General features: G+C 61.4%; 16 protein-coding genes. 5 read left to right on the top strand and 11 right to left on the bottom strand.

The window, feature by feature from the left end; genetic code table 11:
• Nucleotides 1–80 precede the first annotated feature (80 nt).
• The 3 genes from DIE21_RS14820 to DIE21_RS14810 all read right to left on the bottom strand — a co-directional run bounded on the left by DIE21_RS14820 (nt 81) and on the right by DIE21_RS14810 (nt 4,007).
• Nucleotides 81–1,172, bottom strand: a complete 1,092-nt coding sequence (locus DIE21_RS14820) for a LacI family DNA-binding transcriptional regulator (protein ID WP_124498395.1) — start codon at nt 1,170–1,172, stop codon at nt 81–83.
• 120 nt (nt 1,173–1,292) lie between these two features.
• Nucleotides 1,293–2,180: a sugar phosphate isomerase/epimerase gene (locus DIE21_RS14815; RefSeq protein WP_124498394.1), complete on the bottom strand. Its 888-nt coding sequence runs from the start codon at nt 2,178–2,180 to the stop codon at nt 1,293–1,295.
• Nucleotides 2,181–2,615: 435 nt separating this feature from the next.
• A complete protein-coding gene (locus DIE21_RS14810) occupies nt 2,616–4,007 on the bottom strand; it encodes an APC family permease (protein WP_124498393.1) in 1,392 nt (463 codons plus the stop codon).
• Between the two features lie 609 nt (nt 4,008–4,616).
• On the opposite strand from DIE21_RS14810, the gene DIE21_RS14805 reads away from it, so the two are divergent.
• The 5 genes from DIE21_RS14805 (at nt 4,617) to DIE21_RS14780 (ending at nt 10,535) form a co-directional block, all read left to right on the top strand.
• Entirely contained in the window at nt 4,617–6,341 is a 1,725-nt protein-coding gene (locus DIE21_RS14805; protein ID WP_260432495.1) for a GMC family oxidoreductase, read from the top strand.
• Between the two features lie 474 nt (nt 6,342–6,815).
• Entirely contained in the window at nt 6,816–7,619 is an 804-nt protein-coding gene (locus DIE21_RS14795; protein WP_124498392.1) for a transporter substrate-binding domain-containing protein, read from the top strand.
• A 4-nt stretch (nt 7,620–7,623) separates the two neighbouring features.
• Nucleotides 7,624–8,358: an ABC transporter permease gene (locus tag DIE21_RS14790; protein WP_124498391.1), complete on the top strand. Its 735-nt coding sequence runs from the start codon at nt 7,624–7,626 to the stop codon at nt 8,356–8,358.
• Entirely contained in the window at nt 8,355–9,125 is a 771-nt protein-coding gene (locus DIE21_RS14785; protein ID WP_124498390.1) for an ABC transporter permease, read from the top strand. The genes DIE21_RS14790 and DIE21_RS14785 overlap by 4 nt, the downstream gene beginning before the upstream one ends.
• A gap of 27 nt (nt 9,126–9,152) precedes the next feature.
• Nucleotides 9,153–10,535 (top strand): LLM class flavin-dependent oxidoreductase, encoded by a 1,383-nt coding sequence (locus DIE21_RS14780; RefSeq protein WP_124498389.1) that lies wholly within the window; start codon nt 9,153–9,155, stop codon nt 10,533–10,535.
• Between the two features lie 118 nt (nt 10,536–10,653).
• Here the strand turns inward: DIE21_RS14780 and DIE21_RS14775 are convergent, their stop codons facing one another.
• The 8 genes from DIE21_RS14775 to DIE21_RS14740 form a co-directional block, all read right to left on the bottom strand.
• Nucleotides 10,654–11,853 (bottom strand): porin, encoded by a 1,200-nt coding sequence (locus DIE21_RS14775; RefSeq protein ID WP_124498388.1) that lies wholly within the window; start codon nt 11,851–11,853, stop codon nt 10,654–10,656.
• A gap of 64 nt (nt 11,854–11,917) precedes the next feature.
• The gene (locus DIE21_RS14770; protein WP_124498387.1) at nt 11,918–13,384 is read right to left on the bottom strand and encodes an MFS transporter; all 1,467 of its coding nucleotides are present in this window, start codon (nt 13,382–13,384) and stop codon (nt 11,918–11,920) included.
• An 85-nt stretch (nt 13,385–13,469) separates the two neighbouring features.
• Complete coding sequence (locus DIE21_RS14765) at nt 13,470–13,994, bottom strand: gamma carbonic anhydrase family protein (RefSeq protein WP_124498386.1); 525 nt, start codon at nt 13,992–13,994, stop codon at nt 13,470–13,472.
• A 66-nt stretch (nt 13,995–14,060) separates the two neighbouring features.
• The gene (locus tag DIE21_RS14760) at nt 14,061–15,296 is read right to left on the bottom strand and encodes a CaiB/BaiF CoA-transferase family protein (RefSeq protein ID WP_124498385.1); all 1,236 of its coding nucleotides are present in this window, start codon (nt 15,294–15,296) and stop codon (nt 14,061–14,063) included.
• On the bottom strand, nt 15,296–16,261 hold the full coding sequence (locus DIE21_RS14755) for a hydroxymethylglutaryl-CoA lyase (protein ID WP_124498384.1): 966 nt from the start codon (nt 16,259–16,261) through the stop codon (nt 15,296–15,298). The genes DIE21_RS14760 and DIE21_RS14755 overlap by 1 nt, the downstream gene beginning before the upstream one ends.
• Nucleotides 16,262–16,391: 130 nt before the next feature.
• Complete coding sequence (locus DIE21_RS14750; RefSeq protein ID WP_311767447.1) at nt 16,392–17,525, bottom strand: LysR substrate-binding domain-containing protein; 1,134 nt, start codon at nt 17,523–17,525, stop codon at nt 16,392–16,394.
• Nucleotides 17,525–18,760, bottom strand: a complete 1,236-nt coding sequence (locus DIE21_RS14745) for an FAD-binding oxidoreductase (RefSeq protein WP_124498383.1) — start codon at nt 18,758–18,760, stop codon at nt 17,525–17,527. The genes DIE21_RS14750 and DIE21_RS14745 overlap by 1 nt, the downstream gene beginning before the upstream one ends.
• A 10-nt stretch (nt 18,761–18,770) precedes the next feature.
• Nucleotides 18,771–19,124, bottom strand: a complete 354-nt coding sequence (locus DIE21_RS14740) for a RidA family protein (protein ID WP_124498382.1) — start codon at nt 19,122–19,124, stop codon at nt 18,771–18,773.
• Nucleotide 19,125 lies beyond the last annotated feature (1 nt).

The following is a 19,125-nucleotide window of genomic DNA, read 5'->3' as shown; positions in this document are numbered from 1 at the left end:
GAAAGTGACGGGGCTGTCTCGCGCGAACTGTCGTGCCGACAGCCCTGGTCCATGGTTGCGATGCGCTCGCGCGATTCGAGCTAGGCCTTGCACGTCCCCGTGCTTGTGCGAACGATCAGTTCTGTCGGCAGAATCACTTTCTTTGCTTCGGCGGGCCCGGCACCGTCCGCGTTCAGAAGTTCGTGAAGCATTTGGGCTGCAACGCGCCCTTTCTCGACAAGCGATTGCCTGATAGTCGTCAGGCCCGCCCCCACGGCTTCGGGGATATCATCGAAACCGACTACCGACAGCTGTTTGGGCACCGATATTCCCCGCTCCCTGGCGATCGCCAGCATCGAGAGAGCCATCACGTCGGACGTCGCGGCAACTGCGGTGATGCCTTTCTTCTCGAGCAGCCGCTCGGCAGCCCAATATCCGTCGCCATAGTCGAACCCGCCGGCTTCGACGACGACCAGATCGTCGAACGAAAGTGCGGCAGCCTGTGCGGCCGCCAGATGTCCGGAGAGGCGCTCCGATACCACGTGTTCCGTGGACGCCTGGATCCGGCGTCTGGAGACGAGCCCCTTGTGGCCATCAGGTCTTAATCGTTCGGCAATGATTCCAATACGGCGATGCCCCAAATCAAGAAGATGCTGCATTTGAAGCTTGCCGGCGCCAAAGTCGTCGATGCCGACGAATGGAACGCCTTCGATGACGGGCGCATCGACCACCACCATCGGAATGCCTTGCTTGAGAGCGATGTCTATTCCGGGATAGTCGTCGGGCAGGCAGTGAACGATCAGGCCATCCACGAGACCTCTAAGGGCGAGGCTCATGCTCCTGGCATCCCCGCTGCCGCCAGCAATATCCTTTTGCAGTGGGAAGAGGGACAAAGCCACGCTCGACAACTCGCCGAACTCGCCAATGCCTTTCAATACGCCGATGGTCGACGGGTCCGCGAATGCATAGGGGAGCGCATCCATGATCATCAAGCCAATGGCGCCGACTCGTCCTGAGCGCAGGCTGCGGCCTCGGACGTTCGGGCCGGGATAGCCCAAATCCTTCGCGACCTTGAGAATATGTTCGCGCTGAGAGCCGGATATCTCCGAGGGCTTGTTGTACGCGTATGAAACAGCGGGCTGTGACACCCCCGCGGCAATCGCAACATCTTTCATTGATACGGTACGCTTCATACGCGGGCGAGCAGGGCTGAGATAGCATGAGGAAATTGTACAACGATGTCGCCCCGCGGCTATACGGTCAGCGATGCTACGTTGGATGGCGCCGGATGGGGCGCCACGCGGAGCACCGGGTTACATGACCAGGCGCGCCATCGTATTCCTGAGCTGAGCTGCTACGTGTGCCGCATTTTGCTGCTGCTGCTTCTTGCAGAACAGTTCGCAGCTCCACCATCCCAGGTAACCGGTCGCCTTGACTGCATCGGTCCATTGCTGCAAGTCGAGCACGCCTTCTCCGGTCGGTACGTCGCGTAGCACGATTTCGTTCGGGATTCCGCCGCTGAACGTCAGCGAATCACATACGTGTACACCGTAGATGAGACGTGCGTCCAGCTTTGCAATCTCGTCGGGGGTCACGCCGGACGTATAACAGTGCCAGTAGTCAATCACGATCTTCACGTTCGCGCGCCCGGCAGCGTCGATCAGTTGAATCGACTTGTCGATGCCGCTGACGGGAGCCCACGACAGCGTCTCGAGATACAGGACCAAGCCACGCTCCGCGGCCATGTCGGCCAGTTGCGCAAGATTCTTCGCGGTGACGTTGATTTGATCCCTGTGAGGCAGGCCTAGAACGCCCGTATAACGGTCTGTCTTCCCGTACTGCGTCCATTCGATGACAGCCTGCACGTCGACCGGTCCGGTCAGCACCTGGACGCCTCGTGCGCCAGCGAACGTCGCAAGTTCGAATAGCTCTTCGGCACGCTTGAACATCGCGGATGCTTGTTCGCCTTGCCGCTCGATGTCGATCAGGAATCCCATCCCGGGAACGTACACGTCCTTGAGCAGGGCGTTCAAGTCTCGAGTGCTGTAGCCCGCGGCGAGGTAGGCCTCCAGCTTGTTTGCGCCCAGTTCGATGCCATCGAATCCGAGTGCAGTCATCGTGTCGAGGTCAGTGACCAGGTTGGAAAACCTGGCGACAGTGGTATGAAGAATCAAGGCGTTCGCTTGATGTTGCGCGGTCATGTTCAAGAGTCCGGTTCAGTAAAGGGAGGAACTGTCTCGCGTCATCTATTGCCTGACGTCGAGACGTGAATCAATCTTGTTTTGACACGGCTGCTTGCAACGCGAACAGCATCGTGCGCCGAATCAAGTCGACAACGCTGCGATCGTCCGATCTCCGTACCTCGCCTGAGCCTCGCTAGCGGCGTCCATGGAGCCCAGCGGCGAGAAGCAGGCCGTAGGCCAAAAAAAGCCGGCGCGAGTCGAGATTCGCTTGGCGCTGGTTGCGTGAATCTGCTTTTCGATTGCACAGATATCCGTCTGCTTACCACGTGCGTCAGTGGAGTGCCGTCCTTTCCTTGTCGGAAAGTGCGGTACTCCACTGAGTCGAGTTCGAGGGGCGCGCCGACCAGGGACTGGACGACGCGACGATTCGCGATCACGTCGGATCGGGATGTGTCACACCTTGATTGCCGCGTTGCGACCCAGAACGAATCGCATCACCACGTAGTAGACGAGGCCGAGGACCAGCCAGCAGGCGCCCATCTTGAGCGTCAAAACACGCATGGCCGACATCAGGGCAAAGATGATTGCCAGGGCGATGATGGGCAGGATCAGGTGTTGGAACACCTTGCCCGAGCGCTTCTTGAACCAGAAGTATCCGATCAGCGAGATGTTGACGAGGATGAACGCCGTGAGCGCTCCGAAATTCTGAAAGAGGGCGATGTCATCCAATCGGTCTTGAAACTCGAGTGCGAGCACGAGCGTGACTGCCGCCACGAAAATATTTGCAACCCATGGTTGACGGTTCTTCTTGCTCAGTCGAGCGAATGCATGGGGCAGTTGTCGGTCGCGACCCATCGCATAGATAATTCGCGTCACGCCCATCTGACAGACAATCGTGCAAGGCACCCCGAACGCAAGAGCCGTGCTGATGGACGTCAGGCCGAACAACCAGTTGCCACCGGCGTAGCGCGAGATGTCATAGAACGCGCTGTCGGGAGACAGTATATGTGCGCCCGGCGCGAGATCGGCCGCGATCCAGGTCTGTGCAACGAAGAGGACTGCGATGATTGCCAGGGTCGCCATGCCGGCAAAGCCGAGAAGATGGCGCTGGTCATGCCGCACTTCCTCGCCGAGCGTCGTAATCGCATCGAAGCCGAGGAAGTTCGTCGAGCCGAGCAGGATGCCCGTGCCGATGCCGGCCCACGTGAACGTGCGGGCATCGAAGAACGACACCATCGTCAGCGTTCCGTGTCCCTTGCCGTGAGACAGGGCCCAAATCCCGACAACCACGAAGATGGCGAGGACCACCATCATTGCGTACAAGAAGATCTTGTTCACCTTCGCTGTGACGGAAACGCCGACAAGATTGAGTGCCGTCCCCATGCCGACGAACCCGATAATCCAGATCCACCGCGGAATCCCGGGGAACAGGCTATTCATCGCTGCGCCACTGACGACCGCCAGCAGTCCGGGGATGATGATGTAGTCCAGGAAGACCATCCAGCCCGCGAAGAAGCCGGCGAATTCTCCCAGGCCGTTCAGTGCGTAGGTGTATGCGGACCCCGCGACCGGGAACTCCTTGCTGAGCACCTGATAGCTGCGCGCAGTGAAGACCATCGCCAGGACACTTAGAACATAAACGAGCGGCACCATGCCGCCGCTCGCATTCGCAATCACGCCATATAGAGCGAACGGCGCGATTGGCAGCATGTAGACCATACCGTAGACGACAAGGTCCGTGACGCTGAGCGCACGCCGCAATGTCAATTCGCCATTGGAATCGTTGCCGGCCGTGGGGCTCGAGATTCCTTGGGTTCCCAGTTCCCGGGAGGTTGTGGTTGTCATTGCTTAAGCATCCTTATGAACTTCCGATGTCACAAGTGGCCGGATTGTCGGTCATGAAATCCTGCCGCCGCCAGAGAAGAGCCGCTACGGTCTCATGTCACCAGAACGATGACTTATACGTATAAGTAAAATCTTCCGTGTGCCAATTTCCGGTGTCAACTGCGGGATAGCCAACGTTTACCCCTACGGGCTCTCAGCTGTCGGCATCCATCTACAAGTTCGACGTTCTCATCCAATGCGCGAAGTTGGCGAGCGGGTTGGCGCGGCGTGGGTGCTGTCGCTTCAGACGTGATTCGGCAGCGTCAATGCGACGCGATTTATCGCGCCACTTTGCGTCATAAATGATGGCGAAGCGAAGTTGCGGGAACCTGCTCGTTGCTTGAAGATATTTCGCTGGGTCACCGGAAATCCGGGAGACGGGTTGCCGAACCGGTCTTCGATACTACGTCTTCCGAGAAACGAACTCACAAGCCTGGCTTTCCACTTCAACTGCATTGTGCGAGGTGCAATCGACGTCGAGAGTCGGTCGAGCCACGCCATGGCGGATTCGTGAAGGCGGGAAGGGGCGGCGACATCGATGGACTTCTGCGCGTGGTCAGTGCGAGCTCGATGGACATCCGCACCGGCGCAGAGAGTGCGGCAAGTTACTTGAGCGAGTGTAGAGAAATGACTAATCGAGACAGAAATTCGGTCGACTATATCGTTGTCGGCGGGGGCTCGACCGGGTGCGTTATTGCATCGCGCCTCAGTGAAGAGAAAAGCGTGAGCGTCGCGCTCCTCGAGGAAGGACCGCGGGACCGCAGTCCATACATTCATATCCCTGGCGCCTACTACAAGACGGCGCAAGGCCCACTCCTCAAGCGCATCCCCTGGCACCCGACTGCGGAGCAAGCGCGTACCGAAACGCCGACGATGGTCCAGGCTAGCGTGCTGGGTGGCGGCAGTTCCGTGAACGCGATGATTTACATCCGCGGTGTTCCGTCGGACTACGACCAATGGCGCGACGCCGGCGCGATCGGATGGGGTTACGATGACGTTCTGCCGTACTTCAAGCGCTCGGAAGACAACGAGCGCTTCTGTAACGAGGTCCATGGCGTCGGTGGTCCGCTCGGCGTGTCCGACATTGCGCACATTCATCCGCTGACCAAGGCGTGGCTCAAGGCCTGCCAGCAATCCGGCTTGCCATACAACGAGGACTTCAACAGCGGTCATCCCGCCGGTTGTGGTCTCTACCAAATCACCGCGCGCGACGGGCGGCGCAGCAGCGCTGCTGTTGCATATATCCATCCGGTACTGAATCGGCCCAATTTGGAGTTGCATACTGGCGTGCGCGTCACGCGCATTCTCATCGAGAGCGGTCGTGCCGTCGGCGTCGAATGCGTGCGCAACGGACGAGTCGAGCAAATGCGGGCCAATCGCGAGGTGATCGTCTCGGCGGGGGCGCTCAACACCCCGAAGCTGTTGATGCTCTCCGGGATAGGGCCGTCCGCGGAACTGAAAAAGCACGGGATTGCTGTCGAGCAACACCTTCCCGGGGTGGGCCAGAACCTTCAGGACCACATCGAAATTTCGCTCGTCTACCAGTTAAACGGGCCGCATAGCTATGACAAGTACAAGAAGCCGCACTGGAAAGCACTTGCCGGCCTGGATTACCTGCTGTTCAAGAACGGACCGGCCGCGTCGAATTTGATTGAAGGTGGTGCTTTCTGGTGGGGCGACAAGGAAGCGTTGACGCCAGATATTCAATATTTCATGGTTGTGGGCGCCGGTATCGAAGAGGGCGTCGACAGCGTGCCGGGTGGTAACGGCTGCACCGTCAACCTCGGCCAGATTCGACCGCGATCGCGTGGCTACGTCAAGCTGACGAGCAACGATCCGACGGACGTTCCGCAGGTGTACCCGGAATACTTCAGCGACCCGTACGATCTCGAAGCGGTGGTCGACGGCTGCGAGAAAGCCATCGACATCATGGGCCAGCCCGCGATGAGCAAGTACATCGCGCAGCGGATTACTCCGGGCGGGCAAGCGCTGAGTCGCGGCGAACTGAGAAAGTTCGTCCAGCAGGATGCTCACGCTGCCCTGCATCCCTCCGGCACTTGCCGCATCGGCACCGACGGCGATTCAGTCGTTGATCCTCATCTGCGCGTTCACGGCATCGAAGGGCTGCGTGTGGCCGACGCTTCTGTCATGCCGAACATCATTTCGGGCAACCTGAATTCCGTCTGCATCATGATTGGCGAGAAAGCAGCCGACCTCATTTTGGGCAAGCCGGCGTTGGCGAGTGTGAAGCGAGCCAGCCCGTATGCCGAGAAAGAGTTGATGAGGACGGCCTGACGCAAGACAGCGGAGCGCTCCGTTTCGGGCGCGCGGCGGGCCGGGTCAAGAGATAACGTGGCCGGCAAACCGTGCCGCGCGGGTTCCATGCTCCGATCGCGGGGCAGGGTGCGCGTGCGGAACTGCCGTGCACCGAGAATCCGGACGTGCCGCCCGGCTTGAGGCATGCGTTCGCCACCGACGTCAGGCGCGGCATCATGCCGGGCGCCTGCATCTGCCGTGCCCTAGATCAGCCGGAGCGTTTCGACCTCGTCGGACGAAGCGGCGTTGCGGCGAGTTCGTCGGTTGGGGGTGGCGGTCTCGACGGCGAGGTATGCGATCGAATGGTTCCGGCACGCACATGGGCGCTATATCGCGAGTTCAGATAATCATCGAAAAAATAACCATTTGGTACATGCGTCGGCGCGCATTACAGTCTCGCCTCCTGCTGCCGGCTGCGCCGGTCATTCCGACGTTATTTCAGAAACCTGCCAAATGAATCGTTTGATGCGTTCTCCGGTCCGCCGCATGGCGGCAGCGCTGTTCATGCTCGGTCTCGCGCCTGCCGCCCATGCGGCCCAACCGACGCTGCGCGTCGGCATCGACGCCGAATCGTATCCGCCGTTCTTCTCGAAGGATTCAACCGGCAAATGGAAAGGATGGGAAATCGATGTGCTCGATGCGGCGTGCGGCAAGCTGAACGTGCGCTGCGAACTTACCGACATTGCGTGGGACGGACTGATCCCGGCGCTGCAGAACCGCAAGATCGACGTGATCTGGTCGTCGATGACGATTACCGGCGAACGTCAGAAGGCGATCGATTTCAGCCGCGCGTATTACGAATCGCCGACGGTATTCGTCGGCGCGAAAAGCGATAGGCGTCGCGTCGATTGCGCGGTGCCCGCGAGCTTCAAGGGCCGCGTGATCGGCGTCGAGGCCGGGACCAACTTCTCGGCCTTCCTCGATGCGCGCTTCAAGCAGGACGCGCAGATCAAGGCCTTCGACAAGTTCGACAACGCGCTCGCGGATCTGGTCTCCGGACGGGTCGACTACGTGCAGGAAGCGAAGGGCCTGTTCACGGCCTTCCTGTCGTCGCGCGACGGGAAGGATTTCGAGGTGAAGGCCACCTGCGCGGACAACCCCGTGCTGGGTCTCGGCATCGGCGCGGGCGTGCGGCAAGGCGATGCATTGCGCGGCCGGCTGTCGAGCGCGATCGCGCAATTGCAGCACGACGGCACGTGGGATGCGATCACCGCGCGCTATCCGAACCTGAAGGGCACGATCGAGAAGGGCCGTTGAGCCGATGGCCGCGGATGATTCGGTGCTGGCGTTGCTCGCTTTCGGCGACGGCGGTTACGGCCGCATCTTCGCGAGCGCGTTCGCGCTGACGCTTGGCGTCGCGGCTGCGTCGTTCTGTGCCGGCACGCTGCTGGGTGTCGCCGGCGCGCTCGGCAAGCTGTCTCGGCACACGCCGCTCGTGTGGCTGGTCCGGCTTTACACGACGCTCGTGCGCGCGCTGCCGGAACTGTTGTGCCTGCTGCTCGCGTTTTATGCGGTCGCACCCGCGGTCGAGGCGGTCCTGCGCCGCAGCGGCCTGGTCTCCGACGGATTCGCATTCGATCCGTTCGTCGTGGCCGCGTTGTCGCTCGGCTTCATCCAGGGGGCCTATCTGACCGACATCTTCCGCGCGGCGCTGGTCAACGTACCGGTCGGGCAGATCGAAGCCGCGCACGCGTACGGAATGAACCCGTGGCAAACGCTGACACGCATCCGGCTCCCGGTCGCGGCTCGGCTCGCGCTGCCCGGTGTCGGCAACGTGTGGCTGAACGCGACCAAGGACGCGTCGTTCATCAGCGTGCTCGGCTCGTTTACGGATCTGTTGAAGGCGAGCCAGCTCGCCGCCGGCGCGACGCGGCACTACGTCTTCTTCTATCTGGTCACGGCCGCGCTGTTCCTGCTGCTGAGCGTCACGTCGACGGGCATTTTCGCCGTGCTCGAACGGCATGCGAATCGTGGCACGAGGCGTGCCGCCACATGAACTTCTCACTGCCGTTCCTGCTCGACACGGTGATGCCGAAGCTGCTCGCCGCGGTGCCGACGACCCTGGCGCTGATGCTGCTGTCCGGCATCGCCAGCGTGCTGATCGGCATTCCACTCGCGCTCGCGGCAAGTTCGCGTCATGCGTCATGCCGCTGGTCCGCGCGCGGCTGGATCATGGTGATTCGCGGTACGCCGCTGCTGGTGCAGCTGTATCTGCTGTATTACGGATTCGGCCAGATCGTTCCGCGCGAATGGATGCGCGACAGCTGGGCGTCGCCACTGCTGCGGGACGCGTTCTGGTACGCCGTCGTCGCGTTGAGCGTGAACGAGAGCGCCTATGTCGCGACGATCCTGCGCGGCGCGATCGCCGGCGTGCCGGCCGGCGAGATCGAGGCAGGCCATGCGTACGGGATGACGCGGGCCGGTGTGCTGCGTCGCATTGTCGGTCCGCGTGCGTGGCGGCTCGCGCTGCCCGCGCTCACCGGCGAAGCGATCCTGCTGATGAAATCGACCGTTCTCGCGTCGACCGTCACCGTGTTCGACGTGATGGGGACGGCCAACGCATTGCGCTTCGAAACGTTGCGTGTCTACGAGCCGCTGGCCGGCGCGGCCATCGTCTATGTCGTGCTGGTCGCGATGCTGACGATTCCCGCCGCCCGTCTCGAGAGACGCCTCAATCGCTACCTGACGCGCGAGCCGGACGACCGTGTACTGGCGGCGCGGGCACGTAACACGTCGTCGGGCGTGTGGGCCGCACCCAACTGATTTTTCTGTTTCTCATCGAGCATGACGATGGCTGATCCTCGCCCCCTGTTGTTTTCCCTGTATGAACAAGCCAGCGTCGGTTGCGGCGGCGCGCCGAGCCTCTGGACCCATCCAGCCGACGAGCGGCTGCGCGCCAATACGCTCGCGTACTGGTCGGACCTCGCGCGCAAGGCCGAACAGGCCGACCTCGACATGCTGTTCTTTGCGGACGTGCTCGGCCTGTACGATGTCTACGGCGGCTCGGCCGACGCGGCGCTGCAGTGGGCGGTGGAGTCGCCCGCGAACGATCCGATGATGCTGATCCCCGCGCTCGTCGCGCAGACCGAGCGGCTCGCGTTCGGCGTGACGGCGAGCACGACCTACGAACATCCGTTCGCACTTGCGCGGCGCTTCAGCACGCTCGATCACCTGAGCAACGGGCGGATCGGCTGGAACATCGTGACGTCCTACCTGACGAGTGCGGCACGCAATTTCGGCCTTGACCGGATGATCGGCCACGATGAACGCTATGCACGCGCGGAGGAGTTTCTCGACGTCGTGTACAAGCTGTGGGAAGGGAGCTGGGCGGACGACGCGGTTGTCGCCGACAAGCACGAGCCACGCTACGCGCGCGGCGATCGCGTGCGGCCGATCGCGCACGAGGGGACGCACTATCGTGTCCATGGCCCGCACGTCTGCGCACCGTCGCCGCAACGCTCGCCCGTGCTGATTCAAGCCGGCTGGTCCGGACGCGGACGCGAATTCGCCGCCAAGCACGCCGAAGTGGTGTTCGTCGCGAAGTCGAACCCGCACGAGATCCGCGCCGGCCTCGACGAAATTCGGCGGCTGGCAGTCGAAAACGGCCGCGCGGCGGACGACGTGAAGGCGCTGACGGTGCTGCGGATCGTGACGGCGCGCTCGTCGAGCGACGCGAAGGAGAAGTACCATGCGCTGCAGCAGCACTATCACCAGCAGGCGCAGCTCGTCAGCTATGCGGGCGACACCGGCATCGACATCGACCGCTATGCGGACGACGAGCCGCTGACGACGCAAACCGACGGGCTGACGTCTTACGTGATGCGGCCCGACGGCAGCGGCCGACCGCTGACGGCCGGCGACGTGCGACGCAAGTTCGCGAGCGTCACGCGCGGCACCGACCTGATTCTCGTCGGCTCGCCGGACGAAGTCGCGGACCAGATCGCGGAACATGCGCGCGAGTCGACGACGAGCGGTTACATGCTCAATCCGCTGGTGAGCCCGGGCACGCTGGATGATTTTGCCGAGTGGATCGTGCCGGCATTGAAGAAGCGAGGCCTTTATCGAACGACGCCGCCGAGCGGTACGTTCCGTTCGCGTCTGGGCGGGCGCGATCGCCTGCCGGACAGCGCGTATGGTGCGTCGTTCCGACAATCGGCGGCGGGCGAGCGCTGACTGCTTGTCTGCCGGGTCATGGCAGGCCGCCTCGCGGCGGCCTGCCATGACCCGGAACAACCTATGCCTTCACCGCGGTGGATTTGCGGTAATACGCCTGGCCGGTCTCTGCGCGCAGTCAGAATTTGTGGCGAATGCCGATGCGCAGCGCAGCCTGATGACTGCTGCTGGACGCGGTCAGGCCGTTGATCGAAGCCACTGCCGGCTTGTTGGTGGAGTCGGTGCCCGACGCTTTCTGAAAGACCCCGATGAAATAGACGTCCGTTCGCTTGGAGAGGAAATAGTCCGCGCCGATCGAGCCCTGATGGTAGGTGGCGCCGGGATTCGAGCCCGTCGACGTGGCGGTGCTTCCACCCTTGGTGTAGTCGTAGGCAACGCCAAGCAGCAGCGCTGGGCCGAGCTGATAGCGGAAGTTCACTTCCACGTTGTTGAAGTTGGTCGACCCCGAGTAGTGGTTCGGATTCGGGCCCGACGAGATCGTGTCGCCCAGCCCGGCAAATCGCGTGTACGAATACGTCGCACCGACGGTTGCGGCCCCGATCGTATAGGCGGCGCCCGCTCCTGCGACCTGATAGGTGTGTGCCGACATGAATCCGCTGATCACGGGTGTAGTTGCGTTTGCTGTCGCGGCAGTCAAGGGGGTTGCCGAACTGTCTCCGAAGAATCCGACGTTGGCATTCCGTACATTCAGGTAACCGACTCCGAGCGTAAGCGGACCGCCGGCATATCCAACGCCCACCGACCACACCTGGTTCTGCGTGACATTGCCGGCGACGCCGCCAAAGCTGTACAGCCCACCGAACGTGACGCCCCCGATATTCGGGCTGGTGTACTTGACTGCGTTATTGGTTCGCTGACCGTTGTTGAAGTTGTCGATGTCGCCAGGGTGGGCGCCGATATAGCCGGCCCATTGGTGACTGATGGCCATCGGCGATGCGTAGTCGACGACCGAATCGTATTGCCGGCCAAGCGTTACCGTTCCCAGCTTGCTGTCGGCGAGGCCGACGTAGGCCTGGCGTCCGAAGAGCAGTCCACCTTGACCGAGGCGGCCATTATTGACGTCGAAGCCGCTTTCTAGCGTAAAGATCGCCTTGAGACCACTCCCGAGGTCCTCGGTGCCCTTGATGCCCCATCGGCTGCCCTGCAGCACACCGCTTGATAGATTGAAGAGTCGCTTGCCGCCACTGGACGTGGCGACATTGCTGGTGTAGTTGATCCCCTCATCGATGACGCCGTAGAGCGTGACCGTGCTTTGAGCATATGCTGCCACGCTCAAGAGCGTCGAGCTTGCCAAGCCGGCAGCCAATACCTTTTTCATATTCGTCTCCTCTCGTCCTGATTGTTTATTGCACTTGATTTGATTTGTTGGATTGAATCTCTGTTCAACGAGAAAGCTGCTCGAGTCCTACGTTTCGAGTACGTGGCCCCATGATTCCTATGCAGAGCATGACGACCGTCATGGCCCCGGCAATGAAGGCAAATACGCCGCTTGTGCCAAAGTGCTTCAGGATGTCTGCAATGATGAAGGCGGAAAATATTGCAGAAAGGCGGCTCCACGAGTAGACGAAGCCTACGGCTCGCGCGCGAATGCTTGTCGGGAAAAGCTCGGTTTGATACGCGTGATAGGTAAAGGAGATGATATTTCCCGCCAACGTCAGACAGACGCCCATCGCGACGAGGAAGATGGTGTCGCGAAACTGGCTGAACAGGAGCCCGCAGACAATGTTGATCAGGCTCATCACGACAATTACCGTCTTGCGTTCGAACCGGTCCGCGATCAGCAGACCGAGCAACGGTCCGACGGGTGCGGCGATTGCGATAATGCTCGAATACATCAGGCTGTGCGTGACGGTAATTCCCTGTTTGATCAGCAAGGTAGGGACCCAGCTCGCGAAACCGTAGTATCCGATCGTTTGACAGACATGAAATATCACCAGCATGACGGTGCGCTTGCCGAAAGGCTTGGTCCACATGTCGCGGAACGTTGTCCGTGGTGCGACGGGATCAGGTTCCGACGGTGGCGGAAGCGGGCGGCCATACTCACGCTCGACTTGTGCTTCCAGTTTTCTCAGGATCGCATCCGCTTCTTCCAGCCGTCCTTTTTGTGCAAGCCAACGGGGACTCTCCGGCAACCGTAGCCGGACCCACCACACAAGGATGCCGCCGTGTGCGCCCAGCAGGACGACCCAACGCCATCCGTCAAGGCCAAGAAACGACTGTGGAACGAGGAGGTAGGAGAGAAAAGCAACAAGGGGAACGGCGGAAAAGCCGATGGCCTGGCCCGTTGCGAAGGCACGCCCCCGAATATGCTTCGGGACGAGTTCGGAAATGTACGTGCCGATAGTGATCAGTTCGACGCCCAGGCCAAGACCGGCGATGAAGCGCCAGATATTGAGGCCGAGCGCGTCGTCCTGGAACGCCATGACCGTATTCGCGGCGACGTAGGCCAGCAGCGCATAGGTAAAGATGGCTCGTCGTCCGAACCGGTCGGCAAGGAATCCGCAAACGAGTGTCCCGATGAACAGTCCACTAAACAGCGCGGCAATAAAACTTGCGACACCCGTCGTTCCGAATATTCCATGGGTCGTCTGGGATAGGACGCCGCTCTTGATGAGTCCCGGCGCAATGTAGCCGGTGTACATCAGGTCGTAGATCTCGAAGAAGTATCCCAGGCTGAGCATGACGACCATCATCCAGACGGCCCGGGTGGGCGGCAGGCGATCAAGCCTTGCCGCAATGCCACCGGCAGAAAGCGCTGCCTGCGCGGTGGCGCGAGATTGATCGACCTGTTGGGTGTCGCCGGAAGACCGGTTTCCCGGCGCATAGGCAATCGTCGTTGATGGTCTCATCTGTGTCTCCTGGATTCGGTCTGAAGCCGATTCTTAAGGGTGTTTTCAAGGGGCGCGCGGCTAGCTGCGCATCACTGAACAGGAACTACCCGATCCGGTTGAGCGCGTGCTTGTATTCCTTGCCCTTTGCTGCATAGGTGGCTGCATTCGCCGCCAGGTTGGCGACTTCGCGTGCGTTTAGTTCCCTCGCCACCTTCGCGGGTGAGCCGATGATCAACACGTTGTCCGGAAACACCTTGCCCTCGGTGACAAGCGCGCCGGCACCGACGAGGGAGTTTTTCCCGATCACGGCACCGTTCAGCACCACGGCTTGAATTCCGATGAGGCTGCCGGCTCCGATCTTGCAACCATGCAGCATCGCCTGATGTCCGATGCTGACGTTCTCCTCGACGACTAACGGAAAGCCCGGGTCGACATGAAGAACGGCGCCCTCTTGCACATTGCTGTTCGCGCCGACGAAGATGGATTCGTTGTCGCCCCGCAAGACGGCGTTGGTCCACACACTGGCACCCGGGCTGATGATTACCTGGCCGATGACAGTCGAACCTTCGGCGACGAAGGCAGACTCCGCAATGACAGGCAGGCGATCGCCCAAACCGTAAATCGGCATACGAGTCCTTGTTCAGTGATGTGCGAAATGCGATATGGATAGGCTCTTGACGTGCAGAGCATTCGATTAGCCTGCCGAAACAGGTGGATGCCGAGCTTCCAACGGTCCGATGCAGCCCATTTCGTCGATCTGATCCAACGTGTAGCCCAACGATCGAAGCACTTCGAGCGTGTGCTGGCCAATCGAGGCGATCGGCAATCGTGGCTGAAGCCGAACGCCATCGATTGACAGCGGCAGCAGAGGCATGTCGGTTTCCGATCCGTCTTCCAGCCGGAGCCTGGCCAGGCCTCCACTCGCTCTGAGGTGTGGGTCGTCAAACAACTCTTCGGGGCGCGTGATGTTGGCGAACGGAACGTGGTTCGACTCGAACGCCGTGGCGAGTTCGGACGGCTCCCGAAATCGGAGTGTCTCCGCGAGAGCCGGAATCATCCATTCCCTTGCAAGGACACGATCGTTGTTCGATTGCAGGCGCGCGTCCGCAAGCAGATCAAGCCGACCGACGATGCTGCAGAGCGCCTTCCATTGCGCATCGCCCGTCGCCGCGATAAACATTTGATGCCCGTCTGCGAGATGGAACACGTCGTAGACGGCCCACGCATTGATGCGCTCGGGCATTGGCGCTGCCGGCTGACCGGTCACGGCAAACTGTTGCATGTGCTGCGCGGACAACAGGACACAGTTCTCGAACAGCGCCGACTGTATTTCCTTGCCGCGGCCGGTGGATTTGCGTTCGTAAAGCGCGGCAAGAACGCCGATTACTCCGAACATGCCGCCCATGATGTCGTTGACCGAGCTACCGGCGCGAAGCGGGCGCCCAACCGGCCCCGTCATGTAGGCGAGCCCCGCCATCATCTGTACCACCTCGTCGAGGGCGAGTCGCTTATCGTATGGGCCGTTCAGGAAGCCCTTGTGCGAAACGTAGACGAGGCCGGGGTTACGGTCGCGCAGCGTTGCATAATCGAAACCCAGTTCCTTCATCCTGCCGGGTTTGAAGTTTTCGACAAAGACATCGGCAGTGTCGACCAGTTTCGACAAAGCTTCGCGTCCGCTCTCGGTGCCGAGATCAAGGGCAATGCTTTTCTTGTTTCGATTGAAGGTCCGGAAGAATCCGGCACCCGCTCCGAGAAGCCGTCGCGTATTGTCTCCCTTCGGGGGTTCGACCTTGATCACCTCCGCACCCAGATCGCCCAGGATCATGCCGCATGTCGGTCCCATGACCATGTGCGATAGTTCGACGACGCGAATGCCATCAAGAGGGAGGCCGGAAGCGATGGTGCAAGCGTCGTGTTCGATATGGTTCATTACTGCACCCCGTGTGCGCTCAGTTGCCGAGGGACCGAGCTTTCAAGAATGCCATCGCGCGCGATACAGCCATAGAGCGGTGCTTCGGGGATGGCGCGGTTCAGGATGGCCCTGTTCGCGATGAGCTTCTGCAGATCGATCCCGGTTTCGAAGCCCATGCAGTGCAGCATGTAGACAAGGTCTTCGGTCGCGACGTTACCTGTTGCGCCCGGTGCGTTCGGGCAACCGCCCAGACCGGCGAGCGACGCGTCAAATTCTCGAATGCCGTGCTCCAGGGCGACTACGGTGTTCGCCAGGGCCAGTCCTCGGGTATCGTGAAAGTGCAGGCTGGCTATTTTGTTGCCAGCCGCGGCAAGGAGGAGGTCGAGGAGGCGGCCGACATGCAGCGGCGTTGCATGGCCGGTGGTGTCTCCGAGCGCAACAACGTCCGCGCCCGCTTCAAGTGCATGGAGGACGATTCTCAGTACATCGCGCTCGGGCGTATATCCTTGAAAAGGGCATCCAAAGACCGTCGACAATCCGGCAATCAGTGTGGTGCGGGCCCACGCCGGATCGCTGTCCCGCAGTTCCCGCATGCGTTGAAACTCGGCAAGCATCGCGTCGGGCGTTTTGCGGACGTTGGCAAGGCTGTGCTTTTCGCTGACGGAAATGGGCACGACGATTCGATGCGCGCCTGCTTTCAGCGCATTCTCGGCGCCCTTCAGATTGGGGGCGAGTGCCGTAACATGCAGCCCTGGAAGGGTGACGGTGTGTGCGACGATCTGTTCGGCATCGGCCATCTGCGGAAGCAATCGGGCCGGAACGAACGAGGCGACCTCGATGTGCCGTACGCCAGCGTCGTAGGCGGCGTCGATCCATGCTTTCTTGTCTTCCGTCGGCATGATCTCCGGGATGCTTTGTAGCCCATCTCGAAGTCCGACTTCCTGTACAACGGCGGTTTTTGTCACGTTGCAGCCTCTGCTCATCTAACGAACCTTGAGATTGCCGATTCGGGTTCGATGGAACAACGTGCAGAGCGCGACGGCATCCATCGTCCTTCGCGATGGCTTGGCAGGGCCTTTGGGCGGGCCTTCGGGCGCGTCCGTGTAATCCCTGTCAGGGCAAATCCGGTCGCTGTGAGGGGGGCGGGGCCGCGTCCATCAGGTGGTCGAAAAATCGGCGTGCGGCAACGGACAGTCCATCGACTTGCCGAACGCAGATGACGAACTGCCGGGTGGCCCATTCGTCTGATAGCGGTATTGCGTGGAGATCGTATGTTTGGCGGTATTTCGCGATCGCCTCGAGTGGCAGAATTGCAAGTCCGAGGTTGAGTTGAACGAGGCGGCAGGCCGCCTCGAAGGTCGATACGTTTGCACGATACCGTAGCTGACGCCCGTGCTGGGAAGCGACGCGTTTCATCAGCGAGTTGAGGGCGGCATTGACCGAGAGACCGATTTGCTCATGGTCCAGCGTATCCGCGAACGACAGGGTGGCTGCGCCGGCGAGCGGGTGACTGCCATTGACCGCGATCGCGAAGTGGTCGGTGCGGAACGGCAGCATCTGTACGTCCGTCCCCCCCACGAAATCACGGCAGATGCCGATGTCCGCGATTCCGTCGGCGATGCCCCGCACAACCTCCGTACTCACCCGCTCCTCGAGAACCACGCTGATCTTCTCGTTCGATTTCAGGAACGACGCAATCAGGTCCGGCACGAATTCGACGATGGAAGAGACGTTTGCAAGCACGCGAACAAGCCCTCGCACGCCGGTCGAGAACTCGCTCAAGTCCGCTTGCAGGGCTTCGATGCCGCTCATGAGATGCCGGGCGTGGCGCAGGAGAATTTCGCCGGCCGGTGTCGGGGCGACCCCGCGTGCCCGCCGCAACAACAACGTGGTTTCCAGCGCCTGTTCCATATCGGCAATGCGCTTGCTGATCGCTGCCGCCGCCATCGATTCCCGTGTGCTCGCGCGCGCGATGCTGCCTTCCTCGCAGGTGGCGATGAAGACCTTGAGCGAGGTCGGATCGGGTTGCCACATCTCGTATATCTCCTGTCGCAAATGCCGATGACGATCGATATCGAGGTCGGCGCTGTCGCGCAAGAGCTTAGCCCAAATGGGCGCGCTGCACTCGACGGCGGTGCCGGGTCGGCTGACCTCGTGACCGTCGGCGTTGCCGAATTGGTCCCGCGGCGCCGACCGCCGGGGCGTGCCGTGGTTGAACACGCCCGTCGTGCGCCGCGATCTCGTCATCAACCGAAGCGATCGACCCGAAACGGAAACGGATCGGCGATCGGTTCGGCCCCGGTCATCATTTCCGCAAGCAAACGCCCGGTGACGGGGCCGAGCGTCAATCCATGATGCGCGTGCCCGAATGCGAACCACAATTCCTTGTGATGCGTCGCGGGACCAATGATTGGCATCATGTCCGGCGTGCACGGCCGGCGGCCGAGCCACGGATGTTCGTCCAGCCGTTCGCCGAGCGGAAAGGTTTCGCGTGCGATGGGTTCGATCGCGTCGAGTTGCACCGGGGTGGGCGGCGCGTCGCATTTCGCGAGTTCGACGCCCGTCGTGAGACGGATGCCGCGCGCCATCGGCGTGATCAAGTAGCCGATCTCGGCATCGAGCACCGGCTGATTCAGGCGTGCACCTTCCTTTGTCGCGTAGTGCATGTGATAACCCCGCTTGGCGGCAAGCGGCAGTCGATAACCCAGGCGTGTGGTGACGATGTCAGACCACGGTCCCAGTGCGACGACGGCACTACGCGCGTCGATGCGGCCCGCATCCGTTGCGACACGCCACTGCGGCTCGAGCGTCGCCGCATCGCCAATGAAGATTCGGCCGCCGAGCGTCTCGAAGTAGCGCGCATACGCGGTGACGAGCGCGTTGGGATCGCTGACGGAGTCGGCGTCGACATAGCGCAGTGCCCCAGCCAGCACATGACTCAACGATGGCTCGTCGCGCCGCAGTTGTTCGGCATCGAGCGCCTGATATGCAACGCCATATTCGGCGCGCCATCGTTCCGCTGCGCGCAACTCGGCGTCCTGCTTGTGCGCACTGCGGAACACCTTGAGCCAGCCGCCCGTGCGTAGCAAGGCCTGTGCGCCCGAAGCTTCGACCAGCGCACGGTGCTCGCTGACGCAATGCTCGATCAACGTCGAGTACGACCGCGCGATGGCAGCATGGCGATCCTGGCGCGAGTGATACCAGTAGCGTTGCAGGAACGGCAGCAGCTTCGGCAGGGCGCGCGCATGATAGCGCACATCGAGGGAGCGATTAAGGGCGTGGCGCAGCAGCGTGGCGGGGTCGCGTGGAAACGCATACGGATAGACGCCCTCGCGCTGAATCAACCCCGCGTTGCCGAGCGACGTCTCGTTGCCGGGCGCCTTGCGGTCGACCAGCGCAACGGACAAGCCGCGCTGTTGCAAGTGCACGGCGACGGATACGCCCACCATGCCGCCGCCGAGGACCAGCGTATCGAACTTCATGGCCATGAAGTCATGCAAGCGCGGTCACGGCCACCTCGACATCGAGGCCGGTTTTCATCAGCAATGCCTGCACGCAGGCGCGTGCCGGTGCATGGCCGGAAGGTACCCACGCGTCCCAGACCGCGTTGAATTCGTCGAAGTGTTTCGCGTCGCTGAGCCACACGTTGGCCGTGATGACGCGGGTCTTGTCGATATGCGCCGCAGCAAGCAGCGTATCGATACGACTCAGGACTTCCGTCGTCTGCACGGTGATCGATGCGCCAGCCGTAGCGGGTATCTGTCCCGACAGATGAACGATGCCGTTGGCGATGACGATCTGGCTCATGCGTGCATTGGTTTGCAGGCGTTCGATTTGATTGGACATG

Origin of the sequence: Burkholderia sp. Bp9140 (genome assembly GCF_003853425.1) — a bacterium.
In the GTDB taxonomy this organism is placed as follows: domain Bacteria; phylum Pseudomonadota; class Gammaproteobacteria; order Burkholderiales; family Burkholderiaceae; genus Burkholderia.
The sequence above is the reverse complement of the archived record's forward strand: the minus strand, read 5'-3'. Positions and strand labels throughout refer to the sequence as shown.

Excerpts from the sequence above, each read along its gene's own strand:
- DIE21_RS14820 (WP_124498395.1), bottom strand. The coding sequence starts at position 1,172 with ATGAAGCGTACCGTATCAATGAAAGATGTTGCGATTGCCGCGGGGGTG.
- DIE21_RS14815 (WP_124498394.1), bottom strand. The coding sequence starts at position 2,180 with ATGACCGCGCAACATCAAGCGAACGCCTTGATTCTTCATACCACTGTC.
- DIE21_RS14810 (WP_124498393.1), bottom strand. The coding sequence starts at position 4,007 with ATGACAACCACAACCTCCCGGGAACTGGGAACCCAAGGAATCTCGAGC.
- DIE21_RS14805 (WP_260432495.1), top strand. The coding sequence starts at position 4,617 with ATGGACATCCGCACCGGCGCAGAGAGTGCGGCAAGTTACTTGAGCGAG.
- DIE21_RS14795 (WP_124498392.1), top strand. The coding sequence starts at position 6,816 with ATGAATCGTTTGATGCGTTCTCCGGTCCGCCGCATGGCGGCAGCGCTG.
- DIE21_RS14790 (WP_124498391.1), top strand. The coding sequence starts at position 7,624 with ATGGCCGCGGATGATTCGGTGCTGGCGTTGCTCGCTTTCGGCGACGGC.
- DIE21_RS14785 (WP_124498390.1), top strand. The coding sequence starts at position 8,355 with ATGAACTTCTCACTGCCGTTCCTGCTCGACACGGTGATGCCGAAGCTG.
- DIE21_RS14780 (WP_124498389.1), top strand. The coding sequence starts at position 9,153 with ATGGCTGATCCTCGCCCCCTGTTGTTTTCCCTGTATGAACAAGCCAGC.
- DIE21_RS14775 (WP_124498388.1), bottom strand. The coding sequence starts at position 11,853 with ATGAAAAAGGTATTGGCTGCCGGCTTGGCAAGCTCGACGCTCTTGAGC.
- DIE21_RS14770 (WP_124498387.1), bottom strand. The coding sequence starts at position 13,384 with ATGAGACCATCAACGACGATTGCCTATGCGCCGGGAAACCGGTCTTCC.
- DIE21_RS14765 (WP_124498386.1), bottom strand. The coding sequence starts at position 13,994 with ATGCCGATTTACGGTTTGGGCGATCGCCTGCCTGTCATTGCGGAGTCT.
- DIE21_RS14760 (WP_124498385.1), bottom strand. The coding sequence starts at position 15,296 with ATGAACCATATCGAACACGACGCTTGCACCATCGCTTCCGGCCTCCCT.
- DIE21_RS14755 (WP_124498384.1), bottom strand. The coding sequence starts at position 16,261 with ATGAGCAGAGGCTGCAACGTGACAAAAACCGCCGTTGTACAGGAAGTC.
- DIE21_RS14750 (WP_311767447.1), bottom strand. The coding sequence starts at position 17,525 with ATGACGAGATCGCGGCGCACGACGGGCGTGTTCAACCACGGCACGCCC.
- DIE21_RS14745 (WP_124498383.1), bottom strand. The coding sequence starts at position 18,760 with ATGAAGTTCGATACGCTGGTCCTCGGCGGCGGCATGGTGGGCGTATCC.
- DIE21_RS14740 (WP_124498382.1), bottom strand. The coding sequence starts at position 19,124 with ATGTCCAATCAAATCGAACGCCTGCAAACCAATGCACGCATGAGCCAG.